Genomic DNA, 15931 nt, shown 5'->3' with positions numbered 1-15931 from the left:
CTAAGGAGAGATTTAAATGCCATTTATTGCAGATGTATACGCTCGTGAAGTATTAGACTCCCGCGGTAACCCAACCGTTGAGGTAGAAGTATTTACAGAATCAGGTGCTTTCGGACGCGCGTTAGTACCAAGCGGCGCTTCAACAGGTGAATATGAAGCAGTTGAACTTCGCGACGGCGACAAAGGACGTTACCTTGGCAAAGGTGTTCTTAAAGCCGTTGACAATGTAAATGAAATTATTGCTCCACATCTTGTTGGTGAAGAATACAGCGTTCTTGACCAAGTGGCAGTTGACCAAGCGTTAATCGAGCTTGATGGAACAGATAACAAAGGCAAATTAGGCGCTAACGCCATCCTTGGTGTGTCGATGGCAGTTGCTCATGCAGCAGCAAACTACCTAGATATTCCTTTATACCAATACCTTGGCGGGTTCAATTCTAAGCAGCTTCCAGTGCCAATGATGAACATCGTTAACGGTGGTGAGCATGCGGACAACAACGTGGATATTCAAGAATTCATGATCATGCCTGTAGGTGCGCCAAGCTTTAAAGAAGCACTTCGCATGGGTGCAGAAATTTTCCATACATTAAAAACAGTTCTTAAAGGCAAAGGCCTTAACACGGCTGTTGGTGACGAAGGCGGCTTTGCGCCAAACTTAGGTTCAAACGAAGAAGCCCTACAAACGATTGTAGAAGCAATCGAAAAAGCCGGCTACAAGCCTGGTGAAGAAGTATTCTTAGCCATGGATGCAGCATCTTCTGAGTTCTACAACAAAGAAGACGGCAAATACCATCTTGCAGGCGAAGGTGTTGTAAAAACATCTGCAGAAATGGTTGATTGGTACGAAGAGCTTGCGAATAAATACCCAATCATCTCGATCGAAGACGGCTTAGACGAGAACGACTGGGAAGGCCACAAACTTTTAACAGAGCGTCTTGGCAAAAAAGTTCAATTAGTAGGTGACGATTTATTTGTTACCAATACTAAAAAACTTGCTGAGGGTATCGAAAAAGGTATTGGCAACTCCATCCTAATCAAAGTAAACCAAATCGGTACATTAACTGAAACATTTGATGCCATCGAAATGGCAAAACGCGCTGGCTACACTGCCGTTATTTCCCACCGTTCTGGTGAAACAGAAGATAACACAATCGCTGATATCGCTGTTGCAACTAACGCTGGTCAAATCAAAACTGGTGCGCCATCACGTACAGACCGCGTAGCGAAATACAACCAATTGCTTCGTATCGAAGATCAATTAGGTGAAACATCTCAATACAACGGTCTTAAGTCTTTCTATAACTTAAGTAAATAATTTCTGACCTATTGTAAGGCACCCTACAGCTGTTGTAGGGTGCTTTTTTGTGGTATTTTGGTGATAAGGAAAATATTACTATAGGAGCTGAATCGTATGATACGTTTATTAGATTGTACCGCAGCTGATTTTGAAAAAATGACCGGACGAGAGTTGAAACAATCCATACTTGCCTCTGAAGGGAGAACGATTGTAGCCGAGGTGATCGGTGCGGTGACCCCTTATTATCCGGCTGTAACCAATGCAGAAATGGCTGCCGCATTTGGGGCTGACCTCATTTTATTAAACTTCTTTGACGTGTTTAACCCATCGATAGAAGGTCTAACGGACGTGGTGCCTGACACCATTTCCATTGTCCGCACATTGAAAAAACTGGTCGGTCGTCCGATTGGTCTTAATTTAGAGCCGGTTGATGTAGATGCCGAGCGAGTCGAGACTTTGCTTGAACTTCCAGAGGGAAGGCTGGCAACGGAAAAATCACTGCAAAAGGCAAAAGAACTCGGCTTTGATTTCGTCTGCTTAACTGGAAATCCGAAAACAGGGGTCTCCAATGCTGAAATTACTAAAGCCATTAAGACGGCCCGTGAGGTATTCGGTGAAGACGGCTTAATCATTGCAGGAAAAATGCATAGCGCCGGTGTTGCCGGCGAGGTTGGCGGCAGTCTGATGTCAACCGAAACCTTGCATGGTTTTATTGAAGCGGGAGCAGACATCATCCTTATTCCATCTCCCGGAACCGTGCCGGGCTTTACCGTAGAAAAAACAGCCAGGCTTGTAGATATTGTTCACGAAAAGGGGGCCATGGCGATTTTGACAACGGGAACAAGCCAGGAAGGTGCCGACGAAGCAACGATTAAGCAAATTGCTCTAAACAGCAAGATGGCAGGGGCGGATTTATTCCATATTGGTGATGCCGGGGCGGCGGGAATGGCGATCCCTGAAAATATTACCGCTTACTCGATTGTCGTAAGAGGAAAAAGACATACATATGTAAGAATGGCATCGTCTATTTTACGATAAGTTTCTAGGTGTACACCGCCATTCCATAACCTGTCACAAACACTCTATTGTTTAAAGTCAAATAATATGGTAAATTTAATATACTGTGAAATGTTCGTCTAACAGGAGGTGGCCTTCATGCATGCATTTGTCGTAACATTATTAGTAATCGTAAGTATTGGTCTTATTGCGGTTGTATTACTTCAATCCGGTAAGAGCGCTGGTCTATCCGGTGCCATTTCAGGTGGAGCTGAAACCCTTTTCGGTAAGCAAAAAGCACGAGGAATTGACCTGATTCTACATCGGATCACGATTGTTTTATCAGTATTATTCTTTATCCTTGCTCTTGCAGTTACTTACTTTAAAATCTAATAGTAGTTTAGTCAAAACCCGGCCAAGGCGCCGGGTTTTTTGCTGTTTTGTGCGGGGAAATTCGCCGTTGGCGGAATAAATCCGAAGTTTGGCGGAATTCCAGCCCAGTTTGGCGGAATAAATTCATGGTTTGGCGGAATTTCAACTCAACTTGGCGGAATCACACCCAATTTTGGCGGAATCCAACTAAATTTAATTGAACTTCGCCGCCACAAGCCTTTTTTCTAGCATGTTCATCATCACTTTGCTTAAACTAATAGAAGCGAATTGAATCAAAAGGAGTTTTTTACATGAAAGTCACGACACCAAAGCCATTTACCTTTGAAGGGGGCAAACGAGCCGTTCTCTTGCTCCACGGTTTTACCGGAAATTCTGCAGATGTCCGGATGCTCGGACGCTACCTCGAAAAAAAAGGGTACACCTGCCATGCCCCTCACTACAAAGGACATGGAGTACCTCCGGAAGAACTTGTCCACACAGGCCCTGAAGACTGGTGGCAGGACGTCATAAATGGCTACCATTTTTTAAAAAATAAAGGCCACGAAGAAATTGCTGTTGCCGGACTCTCACTTGGCGGTGTTTTTTCCCTTAAATTGGGTTACACTGTACCTATAAAAGCCATTGTGCCAATGTGCGCCCCGATGTATATAAAAAGTGAAGAAAGAATGTATCAGGGAATTCTTGATTATGCCCGTGAATTTAAGAAATATGAAGGAAAAACAGACGAGCAAATCGAAATGGAAATGAATCAGTTTAAAAAGACACCGATGAAAACATTAAAGGCACTGCAGCAATTAATCGTGGACGTTCGTGAAAATGTCGATATGATCTATGCTCCGACATTTGTCGTTCAGGCCCGCAACGATAAGATGATTAACACAGAAAGTGCCAACATTATTTATGAAACAATAGAGTCAGTCAAAAAGGAAATTAAATGGTATGAGGAATCGGGGCACGTCATCACGCTCGATAAAGAGCGGGATCAGTTGCACGAGGACGTTTATGCCTTTTTAGAAAAGCTTGACTGGCACGATTAACAGAACACCCCTAAGGAGGGATTAGTTTGGAAGAAAACATACAAAAGCATATTGACAGGCTTTTGCAATATATGAAGGAAGAGGCATACAAACCATTGACAGTTCAAGAGCTGGAAGCAGCATTTGGCATCCAGGACTCCAGTGACTTTAAAGAGTTTGTTAAGGCCCTTGTGCAAATGGAAGAAAAGGGTCTCGTGGTTCGCACCCGCAGCAACCGTTACGGTCTGCCGCAAAAAATGAACTTAATTCGCGGAAAGCTGATTGGTCATGCGAAAGGTTTTGCCTTTGTCGTTCCTGATGAGCCTGGAATGGATGACATTTTTATTCCACCCAACGAAACCAATACGGCCATGCATGGCGACATCGTTTTGGCACGCGTTTCATCTGAAACTTCCGGCCAGCGCCGGGAAGGCACGATTATCCGCATTATTGAACGCGGCGTTCAGCAAGTTGTCGGAACGTATGTTGAAAGTAAGAGCTTTGGCTTTGTGATTCCCGATGATAAAAAGTTTGCTAGTGATATTTTCATCCCAAAATCGGCTTCTAAAGGGGCGGTTGAAGGGCATAAGGTCGTCGTTAAGCTTGTTACCTATCCTGAGGGGCGAAAAAGTGCCGAAGGGGAAGTCATCACGATTCTTGGCCATAAAAATGACCCAGGCGTGGATATACTCTCTGTCATACATAAGCATGGATTACCGATGGCTTTCCCTGATGACGTATTAAAGCAAGCAAACGATACACCTGAGACCATTGACGAAAGTGAATTAGCGAATCGCCGTGACTTGCGGAACGAAACGATTGTCACGATTGACGGCGCGGATGCGAAGGACCTTGATGATGCGGTAACTGTGACGAAGCTTGAAAACGGTCACTATAAGCTAGGCGTCCATATTGCCGATGTCAGCTATTATGTAAAAGAAGGCACGCCCATTGACCTTGAGGCGGAGGAACGGGCCACAAGTGTTTATTTAGTAGACCGAGTGATTCCAATGATTCCGCACCGTCTATCCAACGGGATTTGTTCGTTAAATCCAAAGGTGGATCGCCTTGTTTTATCATGTGAAATGGAAATTTCATCTGATGGCGCTGTCGTCTCCCATGAAATTTTTCAAAGCGTGATTAAAACAACCGAGCGGATGACGTATCATGCTGTCAATCTGATTCTTGTTGAAAAAGAAGAAGAAACACGCAAGAGATACGAACCGCTTGTCCCAATGTTTGAATTGATGGAAGAACTCGCCGCAATCCTGCGCAATAAACGGATGAAGCGCGGGGCAATTGACTTTGATTTTAAAGAATCAAAGGTATTGGTTGACGAAGAGGGCAAGCCAACAGATGTGGTTCTTCGTGAGCGTTCGGTAGCGGAGAAATTAATCGAAGAGTTCATGCTTGCCGCCAATGAGACAGTTGCTGAACATTTCCACTGGATGGATGTTCCGTTCATTTACCGAATTCACGAGGATCCGAAGGAAGATAAGCTAAGGAGATTTTTCGAGTTTATCACTAACTTCGGTTACATTGTGAAAGGAACCGCCAATGATGTCCATCCAAAGGCCCTTCAGGAAATCATTGAAGAGGTTCAAGGCAAGCCTGAGGAAATGGTGGTATCGAAAGTAATGCTCCGCTCGATGCAGCAGGCTAAATATGATCCGGAGAGCCTTGGACATTTCGGGCTATCAACGGAATTCTATACCCATTTTACCTCGCCGATTCGCCGTTATCCCGATACGATTGTCCACCGCTTAATCCGGACCTATCTAATTGAGGGCAAGCTTGATGAGACGACAAGGGAAAAATGGAATGTGCGCCTACCTGAGATTGCTACGCATTCTTCAAAAATGGAGCGCCGTTCCGTTGATGCCGAACGTGAAACCGATGAATTGAAGAAAGCGGAGTACATGGAGGACAAGGTTGGTGTTGAGTATGACGGCATTGTCAGCTCTGTGACAAACTTTGGGATGTTTGTCGAGCTGCCGAATACCATTGAAGGTCTAGTCCATGTCAGCTATATGACCGATGATTATTATCGTTATGATGAGCGCCATTTGGCGATGATTGGTGAGCGAACCGGCAATGTGTTCCGAATTGGTGATGAAATCACCGTTCGAGTGGTAAAAGTCAATAAAGACGAGCGCTCGATTGATTTTGAAATCGTCGGCATGAAGGGAACACCTCGCAGGGAACGTTCTGAGACACCGAAGGTTTTTAAAACGGGCAGCGATACACATAAGCCGCGCCGCAATAAGCAGCAGGGTGACGGTGGTAGTGGTCAGGGTCGAAACAAAAGCCGTAAATCTGGCCAAGAAGGAAATCAAAAATCCGAATCTGGCAGCGGCCAGGGCAACAAAAAGAAAAAGAAACGTAAATTTTACGATAACGTGCCTAAATCGAAAAGCACGAAGCGTAAAAATAAATAATTATTTAGGGGGAGCCTTTCTTCGGAGGCTCTCTTTCAATTGTAGTAGCATATATTTTTTGCTAAAATAAAATCTATAGATTGAGGTGAAAATTATGCCAAAAGGTGCAGGAAAAGTAGTCGCGCAAAACAAAAAGGCTTACCATGATTATTTTATTGAAGAAACGTACGAAGCCGGTATCGTCTTGCAGGGGACAGAAATCAAGTCGATTCGTGCGGGAAAAGTGAATCTTAAGGATGCCTATGCACGGATTCAAAATGGCGAGGCGATTCTGTTTGGGATGCATGTCAGTCCGTATGAACAGGGCAATATTTTTAATCATGACCCCTTGCGAACACGTAAGTTATTGCTTCATAAGCGAGAAATCAGTAAGCTGCTTGGAGAAACGAAAGAGGCGGGGTATGCCCTTGTTCCATTAAAGCTTTATTTAAAAAATGGTTTCTGTAAGGTTTTAATTGGTTTGGCAAAGGGTAAAAAGAATTATGACAAGCGTGAATCCTTGAAGCAAAAAGAAGCGAAGCGCGAAATTGAACGTGCCTTCCGCGATCGTCAGAAAATGTAAGGTTCAGTCAAAAGAGGTATCTTACAAATAATTACAATTGAAATTTGCTGTAGGTGTGGTATAATAAGTTTGTCGCCAAGTTGCGACAGAAACTTTTGCTCAGGGACAGTGTTGAGCATCCTAACGTTCTAGCTTCATTTTTATCATGGGGACGCTACGGATTCGACAGGGGTAGTTTGAGCTTAGGTTGCGAGTCGAGGGGATCGGCCTCGTTAAAACGTCAAAGCCATAACTGGCAAAACTAACAACAACCTAGCTTTCGCAGCTTAATAACTGCATAGCTGTTCGCCCCTCCATTGCCTATGTGGTAGGGTAGCGGACTCACTCTTAGTAGGCTACGCTGGATTCCACCGCCTGAGGATGAAGGAAGAGAACAACCAGGCTAGCTGACCGGACGCCGGTCGATAGGCAGAAGATTCAGCGAAATACCAATATATCGACTACACTCGTAGATGCTTAAGTGGCGATATCTTTGGACGCGGGTTCGATTCCCGCCGTCTCCACCATACATAGGTGGATATCAAGATCAGCAGAGAATGCTGGTCTTTTTTATATTTTAAAAAAGGTATCTTCGAATGAAATTTTCTTTTTTAGAAATTCTGGGTTATATTTTCCGTTCCTTGGTGTAACCTTTTCATAATTTTCAAGTATCCATAAGGCACGGTTTCTTTTTTTATCCACTCTTATTTTGATGAAATGAGTTAAGAAGGATGTATCATGTACACCCTTCTTTCTTAAACTTTTCAAGTTAAGGATTTTACTTTACTCACGCAGCTTTCAACAAGGCTGCTTCCTTTTTCCTTGTTTCTGGGAAGGTGGCCACAAGGAAGATGTACAAACTGGAGGCAGCGATAAAGAAAACCATCGCCGGAGTGTAGCCGGAATGTCCTAAAATAAAGCTCCAGGCAATCGTCGCAATCGTCTGGCCCGCATAGGCAATCGCCCAAAATAGGCCGAACATAATCGTCAATTTTTGTGGCGTCATCCCTTTCAACTCATGGGGCAAGTTCAAAAAGATGGGGTATTGAATATACATGGCAAACCCCGAAATCGAAATGAGCAGGTAGGATACTAGCGGAACTTTGTTCGCAAATATAATCGCCAGAGCAAACGTCCCAACCATGACAATCCCTGAGAATAGTAGAATGGGCTTGCGCCGTACCCCTTTATTTCCAATCCGAATCCCTGCAAATGTCCCTAAAATCCCAAAACCAGAGATCAACAGGTTTGTCACAGAACCATTTAATAATGTAAATTGATCAAAAATCGCTTTAAAACTGACCAGCGATAATACATACAATGTTAGAAAGGAAGCAAACGCAAGGCCATAGCGCCAAAGGAATCCGTCCTTGAGCGCATCTTTATAGCCATACTTTTCGGCAGTGCCGTCCGTTTCTTGTGTTTCAAAGGTTTCTGCTTTCCAAAGCCATGCGATGAAAAATATGATGGTTAACGAGGCAAAGAACGTTAACGTTATCCGCCAATTGCTGACCATTTGCTTAGCAAAAACCGTAAATAAGACGGCGACAATAAAGGCTCCGGCATTATAGGCGACCGTGTTGGCGGCATTAATGCGCAGCTTTACTTGTGAATTTTTAACATAGTGTGCAACAACAGGGTTCATATAGACAATGACCATCGAGCCCCCAACGGCCATAACCATCCGTGCAACGGTATAGGCCCAGTAATTGGGCAGATAGATCGCGACCAGCCCCATCATCAGAAGACCAATCGCCATCCCCGCTGCTTTTCGGGGCCCACATTTCATGAGCACGATCGCTGCTAGGATATTGGCAAAGACGCGTGCCGTGGTAATCGAATAATTCACAAGTTGAGAAATAATGGGATCCACCGGTCCACCAAAAAAGGTTTCAGTGATTTGCGGTGTTAAAGAGGAACCAGCGACCCAGTTCATGGCAAAGGTTACATAGGCGAGCCATAAAACAGCCATCATAAAATAACCCTTTTTTGTATGATTGATTGTTTTCATCCTGTTCATCTGCTTTCAAGGATCGTATTTTATACTAAAGTACAGGTTTCATCGTTTCTTTTAGGATGTTCACAGAGTGGTTAAATTGCTTTATTTCTTTTTCATTTAGTTGAATTTCAAGGACTTCACGGATTCCGCCGCGGTTAATGACTACAGGAACTCCGATAAAGACATCATGTTGTCCATATTGTCCATCTAGATAAGCGGAAACGGTTAGGATACAGTTTTCATTATTTAAAATTGCTTTCGTAATGCGAACAAGGGACATGCCAATGCCATAGAAGGTTGCGCCTTTTCGCTCAATGATATGGTACGCTGCGTCACGGACGTTAACGAAGATCTTTTCTAAGCATTCTGTGTTTATGTCGCCCTTGCCAGCTGCAAGTTCTTCCAATCTTTCCACACCGACTGAAGCACGGCTCCATACCGGAAGTTCTGTATCTCCGTGTTCACCAATGATATAAGCATGCACATTTCGTGTATCCATGTTGAAATGTTTGCCAAGCTGAAAGCGAAGGCGGGCAGAATCTAATACGGTTCCGGAACCGATGACACGTTCTTTTGGAAGGCCAGATTCTTTCCAGGTTACATAGGTTAAGATGTCGACAGGGTTTGTTGCAACCAAGAAGATACCGTCAAATCCACTAGCCATAATGCTTTTAACAATTTGTTTGAAAATTTGTGTGTTCTTTTCTACCAATTGTAAGCGGGTTTCCCCAGGCTTTTGCGCTAACCCCGCAGTAATGACGACTAGGTCTGCGGTAGCACAATCTTGGTATGAACCGTTCCAAACGTTGATGGGGGATGGTGCAAATGGAATCCCGTGATTCAAATCCATTGCTTCTCCTTCTGCTTTTGCCTCGTTCACATCGATGAGAACCAGTTCTTCGGCAACACCTTGATTAATCATTGAATAGGCATAACTAGTGCCTACTGCCCCTGTTCCAATTAAGACAACGCGATTCACTTTTCTATTTCTGTTTTCCATGATGGTAATCTCCTTTATATGGTGGAATGTATGATAAAAAATGGTACATGCAAGACTCGGTAACTGAACCTTATTTATTAACAACTTAATGAGGTTAGTATATCACTAGTTTGTGAATAATTTCACAGATGATGTGACAAAAAAATGTCCCTTTTTGGAGCGTTTACAAGTAAGCGATACCATAAATGTACTGGCTTTTTAAGGGGCAGGTACCCAAAAAAGGCGATTTTTATTTTACCAACAAAGTGGTTCTAAGACTTTTTTATATAATTCTATGAAAAAAGAGAAGTTTCCAGTAACTATTAATGTCTTATTTTGTCGATTCTATGTTAAAAGGTTACGAAATTTGTAATAATGTAGAAAAAGAAAGTTAACACTATCTGCATAGTGTTAACCAAATGTAAAAGAGGGATAATTATGAGCATGGACAATAAAATAAATATCCTCCTAGTTGATGATAGACCGGAAAATCTACTAGCCTTAGAAGCAATTATTGAGCATGAAGATTACAATTTAGTTAAAGCCTTTTCAGGGGAGGAAGCACTAAAGAATCTACTAAAGTATGATTTTGCTGCAATTTTATTGGATGTTCAAATGCCGGGAATGGACGGCTTTGGAACGGCAAAGATTATAAAAGCACGTGAAAAGACTAAGAACATTCCCATTCTCTTTATTACGGCTAATCATATGGATTCAGAACATATTTTCACAGGCTATTCTATCGGCGCAATTGACTATATTCTTAAACCCTTTGATCCTACGATATTAAAAGCAAAAGTAGAAGGATTTATTGAGATCTATAAATTGAATCAGCAGCTTATCCACCAAGCGGTTAAATTAACGGAGAAGACAAAGGAATTAGAGAAAACCAATAAAGACCTCTCAGAGATCACTTCTAAATTACGAATTTCCGAAGCATTGTCAAATGTTATAAGTGAAACTTCCATTGATACGATGATTGTCATTGATGAAGCTGGCCTGATATTAAAAGTAAACCCGGCAATTAAACGAATGTTTCAATATCATGAGAATGAATTCATCGGACAAACGATTTTAAAGCTATTTAAAAATGAAGATACTGAAATGTATATTAAAAGCATATTAAAAACGATAAAGGATTTGAACTATTTACCAGGTAATGACAATCTTAAAGAAGTAATCGCTAATCGAAGGGACGGTACCGAATTTCCAGTTGAAATACAAATTGGCAAGAGGTACGTGCAAGATAGGTGTCTAATAGCGATAACTATCAGAGATATTTCCAATAAGAAGCATTATGAGGAAAAGATTAAATACATGGCGTACCATGATGCATTGACCGATTTACCAAATAGAAGATTATATAATCAGCAATTAACATCGATGTTAAATGAGGCAAGACAGTCCAACCAACCGTTAGCATTACTTTATTTAGATATGGATCGCTTCAAATATATAAATGATTCACTTGGGCATATTATTGGTGATAAAATGCTTGAGGCGATTGCAAAGAGACTTGTAGCCTCTGTTAGGGACAAAGACTTAGTGGCCCGTGTCGGCGGGGATGAATTCAATATCTTATTACCGAATACTGACCGGGAAAAAGCACTTGAGATTGCTGAAGACATTTTAGCGGTTTGCAAAGAACCATTTTTCGTTGATCAGTATGAACTATTTATTACCACATCAATTGGCATTAGTATTTTCCCTTTTGACGGTGAGGATGCCCAAGTGTTAATGAGGAATGGGGATGCTGCACTATACCGGGCAAAGGAACAGGGGAAAAATAGATATAAGGTGTTCCATTCAGGTATGAATATCAAATCGTATAAAGCTTTTATTCTGCAAAACGATTTGCGTAAGGCAATAGAACGGGAAGAGTTTACGATTGTTTATCAACCTCGGATAGATATTGAATCTGGCGAAATTAGAAACGCTGAAGCATTAATACGATGGAACCATCCAAGCTGGGGGACAATTTCACCAACAGAGTTTATTCCTTTAGCAGAAGAGTCTGGAAAAATTATCGAAATTGATGAATGGGTTCTGAAGTCTGTTTGTCTGCAAAATAAAGCTTGGCAGCAGGCTGGATTTACCCCCATTCAAATATCTGTGAATTTCTCGGCAAAACAATTTTTACGTAAGGATTTGGTAAGCCATATTCAGCAAATTATCAACGAAACAGAAATTAGCCCGGAATGGCTCGAGATAGAGATTACCGAATCAGCTATTTTGGGAAATGAGGAAATCATTACCAATACATTGAAGCAGCTTAGAAAAATGGGGATAAGAATAAGTATTGATGACTTTGGTACAGGATACACCTCATTAAGTTATCTAATGGATTACCCCGTAAATACCATTAAAATAGATAAATCATTTATCCGAGATATTTCTAAAGAATCTTCTAATAGCCAAACGTTAATTTCTGCCATTATCTCACTATCCCAAGGGTTGAATATGTCTGTGGTTGCAGAAGGGGTTGAAACAAAAGAACAATTGGAAATTCTCGAAAAGTTCCATTGCGATGAAGCACAGGGTTACCTATATTCACCGCCCGTTCCTGCTGTTGATTTTGAAAGGTTTCTAACCTCAAATGACAAGAAAACAACCAATCGGAAAGGCGTTATTTATTTAGATAAGAAAGTAAAGATCTATCCCCAAGCAGCCATAATGGTAAATTCGGATGAAACCGAAGGAGAATTTAGCAACAAGGTTCTAGAAGCCGCCCTATTTCGAGCTGAAAAGCTATATTCTATTTCAACTAGGGAAATGGATGTGTTTAAACTATTAGTCAATGGTCTAAGCAACAAGGAGATTTCAGAAGAGTTATTCATCAGTGAACACACGGTGAAAAATCATATCACGCGAATTTTTCAAAAGCTATCTGTGAATGATCGACTTCAGGCGATGGCGAAGGTATACCAAATATGTATCGAAGAGGGAGAAATATTAAGAGCGTAAATTTTGTAGGGTAAATTGAAATTTAGTCCGAGTCCGAGGAGATTCAATATGAAAATTAAAACTAAGTTATTATTAGGGCTTAGTAGTAAACCGTTAATTATCATTCTTATCATTCTATTTGGCATGTTGCAGATTACTAGTCTAAACAAATTAAATAATCTATCAGAAAACAACTATGATCTCTCCCTTTTGGCCGAACAAATACAAAAGGAAGTAAAAGATGAGGCCATTAGTTTGAGAAATTTGGTTATTTTCGATAACCAGGACTCCTTCCAAAAGGAATTAAGCAATATAACAACGATTAGTGAAAGAGTCAGCCATGACATTGCACAGCTCGATTCAAAGACAGTGACAAAAGAACAAAAAATGATGGTTAATGAACTGAAAGAGACCAATATTCAATTTAATCTATATAAGAATAATGTAATTGATCTACTTTCCAAAGGAAAAAAGAATGATGCCGTTCAATTAATAGACGACAATGGACACTCTATTCATGATAAACTTTTCAAGGAAATTCAGACAATTACAGCGAATTTTGAAGCCAACATGAAATCTTCTTTCTCTTCGACAATAAAAGATGTTCAAAGACAAGTAATAATCACTAGTCTAATCAGTCTCATTAGTATCATTATTTCATCTGGTTTTATCATTAGAATCGTGTGGTCATTTGCAAATAGGTTAAGAAGAGTTTCGAAAGAAATGCAGATCATCGCAAATGGACAAATGGATGTAAGTACAAAGGTTGAAGTCATTTCACATGATGAGATCGATGACGTCGCCCTCTCCTTTAATAAGATGGTTGAGTCATTAGTGAGCCAGAGAATTCGTGAACAAAGGATGTTATGGAATAAATCAAATATTGCAGAGGTGACCACAAGCTTAAGCGGTGTCGAAAGTCTTGAAGCGTTGAGTCAAACGTTCCTGTCGAAGGTTATTCCATTACTTGATGCAAGCCATGGGGTATTATATGGAAAAGATGATTCATCCTTTACATTGCTTGCTTCCTATGCATTGACGGAAAGTAAACAACATCCCGTTGGTTTTAATATGGGTGAAGGACTTTTAGGACAAGCGGCTTTAGAAAAATCTCCGATCATCCTAGAGGATGTTCCGCCAGAATATATTAAAATTAAATCTGGACTTGGTGAGGAATCACCCCGTTACCTCGTTATCCTACCTATCCTTTTTGAAGGGGATGTAAAGGGTGTATTGGAATTTGCCTCCTTTAACCCTATGAGCAAGGAGCAGAGTGCCTTCCTGGAGGAAATTGTCATTAGTTTTGGAATTATCCTCGAGAGTGTATATGGAAGAATTAAACTTGCTCACTTGCTAGAAGAATCTCAAGTACTGACTGAAGAGGTTCAAGCCCAATCGGAAGAGCTCCAAGCACAGCAGGAGGAACTAATAGCTACTAATGAAGAGTTAGAAGAACAAACCCAGGCACTAAGGCAATCAGAAGAAATTCTTCAGCAGCAGCAAGAGGAATTAGAACACACCAATGTAGAGCTTAAGGAAAAGGCCGCCATTTTAGAAGAACAAAATAAAAGATTTGAACTGACAAACAGGGAAGTCGAAAAGGCCCGTGCTGAGTTGGAGGAGAAAGCGAATCAACTGGCAATCAGTTCTAAATATAAGTCAGAGTTCTTAGCTAACATGTCGCATGAACTTCGTACACCTTTAAATAGTTTATTGATTCTCTCTAAATTACTTGCGGATAACCAAGAGGGGAATCTAAATGAGAAGCAAGTGAATTTTTCAAAAACGATTTACTCTTCTGGCAGTGATCTATTAGCGTTAATTAATGATATTTTGGATTTGGCAAAAATTGAGTCAGGAAAAATGACGGTCAATCCTAGTAAAGTATTCATTAATGATTTAGTAGAATTTGTTGAGAACAGTTTTCGACCGATTGCCATTGAAAAGGATTTAGACTTCACCATTTCTATCCAAGATGACCTGCCGCCGTATATAAACAGTGATGAACAACGGTTACAACAAATTTTGAGAAATCTGTTGTCAAATGCCTTTAAGTTTACCAAAACCGGTGAAGTGATCTTAGAAATAGGGCTATTGGCTAAACCAAATGACCAGTCGATGTTTGTCTTTTCCATCATTGATACTGGTATAGGGATTGCAAAAGATAAACAAGAACTTATATTTGAGGCTTTCCAGCAAGCAGACGGAACGACAAGTCGAAGGTTTGGCGGCACTGGTTTAGGGTTGTCCATTTGCCGGGAAATTTCCAATCTCTTAAATGGGGAAATCGTGGTTGAAAGTGAACAGGGGAAAGGAAGCAGGTTTTCCTTTTATGTAAGAGACTCCAATGAGGAAAACAAAATGGAGGAATTACAGGTCTCTATGAATGAAGTTGCCGTTTCAAGAGAGATCACTGTAAATTCATTTAGAGGAATAGATGAAACTCCCGAAAAGGGTAAGAAGAAAGAAACCATTGAAGATAATAATGACATAAAGAGACTATTAATTGTGGATGATGATGTAAGGCAGCGAAATAGCCTGATGGAATTAATGGGTGAAAAGAATGTCATTATTAGAGCAGTATCTTCGGGTTCAGAGGCGTTGGAAGAGCTAAAGCTAAATAACTATGATTTCATGATATTAGATTTAGGCTTAACCGATATCAATGGGATTGATTTATTGGGTAGAATCAAATCCAACACCGAAAACGAAAATCTAAATGTCTTTATATACACTGGACGGGACTTATCCGTTAAAGAAGAGATTCTTCTTATGAAATACACAAATACAATTATTATCAAGGACCAGCATTCGCTACAGCGATTGAATGATGAATTGGAATTGTATTTAAAGACTAGTAATGAAAAAGTAGAAGTTAGCCATGATGAAGGTCAATCCGATGAAGCCGTCGCACATGAAGCGCTTAAAGGGAAAAGAATTCTTCTGGTTGATGATGATGTCCGTAATGTATTTGCGTTAATGAGCTTCCTTGAGCAGTATCAGTTGGATATTACATTTGCAGAAAATGGAAGGGAAAGTATTGAAGTATTAGAGAAAAGTCCTGCCTTTGACATCATATTGATGGATATCATGATGCCTGAAATGGATGGATATGAGGCCATACGAAGAATAAGAGATAATCCGGAGTTCTCCACATTACCGATTATTGCTTTAACAGCAAAGGCAATGAAAGAAGATCGAGAAAAATGTATGGAGGCAGGAGCATCCGACTACATTGTTAAGCCTTTTGATCCGGATCAACTTATGTCGCTAATAAGGGTCTGGCTATATCAATAATGTTGACATCATTGAATGATGATAGAGGAGCC

The 15931-nt window shown here is 41.0% G+C and carries 11 protein-coding genes and 1 other RNA gene; 10 read left to right on the top strand and 2 right to left on the bottom strand.

Going from position 1 to position 15931, the window contains the following annotated elements:
* The first annotated feature begins 16 nt into the window (after window positions 1-16).
* From eno to ssrA, 8 genes are all read left to right on the top strand, one after another.
* Window positions 17-1315, top strand: coding sequence for a phosphopyruvate hydratase (gene eno, locus G6554_RS05595; RefSeq protein ID WP_166239596.1), 1299 nt, complete (start codon window positions 17-19; stop codon window positions 1313-1315).
* Window positions 1316-1411: 96 nt separating this feature from the next.
* Complete coding sequence (locus tag G6554_RS05590; protein WP_166239594.1) at window positions 1412-2335, top strand: DUF7916 family protein; 924 nt, start codon at window positions 1412-1414, stop codon at window positions 2333-2335.
* A gap of 117 nt (window positions 2336-2452) precedes the next feature.
* Window positions 2453-2686: a preprotein translocase subunit SecG gene (secG, locus tag G6554_RS05585; protein ID WP_166239591.1), complete on the top strand. Its 234-nt coding sequence runs from the start codon at window positions 2453-2455 to the stop codon at window positions 2684-2686.
* 39 nt (window positions 2687-2725) lie between these two features.
* Complete coding sequence (locus G6554_RS05580) at window positions 2726-2914, top strand: hypothetical protein (protein WP_166239589.1); 189 nt, start codon at window positions 2726-2728, stop codon at window positions 2912-2914.
* A 62-nt stretch (window positions 2915-2976) separates the two neighbouring features.
* Window positions 2977-3723 (top strand): alpha/beta hydrolase, encoded by a 747-nt coding sequence (locus tag G6554_RS05575; protein WP_166239587.1) that lies wholly within the window; start codon window positions 2977-2979, stop codon window positions 3721-3723.
* 71 nt (window positions 3724-3794) lie between these two features.
* Complete coding sequence (gene rnr / locus G6554_RS05570) at window positions 3795-6140, top strand: ribonuclease R (protein WP_481747909.1); 2346 nt, start codon at window positions 3795-3797, stop codon at window positions 6138-6140.
* Between the two features lie 94 nt (window positions 6141-6234).
* Complete coding sequence (smpB, locus tag G6554_RS05565) at window positions 6235-6702, top strand: SsrA-binding protein SmpB (protein WP_166239583.1); 468 nt, start codon at window positions 6235-6237, stop codon at window positions 6700-6702.
* Between the two features lie 147 nt (window positions 6703-6849).
* Window positions 6850-7208: a transfer-messenger RNA gene (gene ssrA, locus G6554_RS05560) on the top strand.
* Between the two features lie 260 nt (window positions 7209-7468).
* Here the strand turns inward: ssrA and G6554_RS05555 are convergent.
* Together G6554_RS05555 and G6554_RS05550 are read right to left on the bottom strand one after the other, a co-directional pair.
* Window positions 7469-8692: an MFS transporter gene (locus G6554_RS05555; RefSeq protein ID WP_166239581.1), complete on the bottom strand. Its 1224-nt coding sequence runs from the start codon at window positions 8690-8692 to the stop codon at window positions 7469-7471.
* A gap of 34 nt (window positions 8693-8726) precedes the next feature.
* Window positions 8727-9680: an L-lactate dehydrogenase gene (locus G6554_RS05550; protein ID WP_166239579.1), complete on the bottom strand. Its 954-nt coding sequence runs from the start codon at window positions 9678-9680 to the stop codon at window positions 8727-8729.
* Window positions 9681-10097: 417 nt separating this feature from the next.
* Here G6554_RS05550 and G6554_RS05545 point away from each other — a divergent pair, with 417 nt between their 5' ends.
* Window positions 10098-12623 (top strand): EAL domain-containing protein, encoded by a 2526-nt coding sequence (locus G6554_RS05545; RefSeq protein WP_166239578.1) that lies wholly within the window; start codon window positions 10098-10100, stop codon window positions 12621-12623.
* Window positions 12624-12671: 48 nt separating this feature from the next.
* Window positions 12672-15899, top strand: coding sequence for a response regulator (locus G6554_RS05540; RefSeq protein ID WP_166239577.1), 3228 nt, complete (start codon window positions 12672-12674; stop codon window positions 15897-15899).
* Window positions 15900-15931: the final 32 nt, after the last annotated feature.

The organism is Bacillus sp. MM2020_4 (assembly GCF_011250555.1).
Classification (GTDB): domain Bacteria; phylum Bacillota; class Bacilli; order Bacillales; family Cytobacillaceae; genus Neobacillus.
Note: the sequence above shows the minus strand (reverse complement) of the source record. Positions and strands in the feature narration are given on the sequence as shown.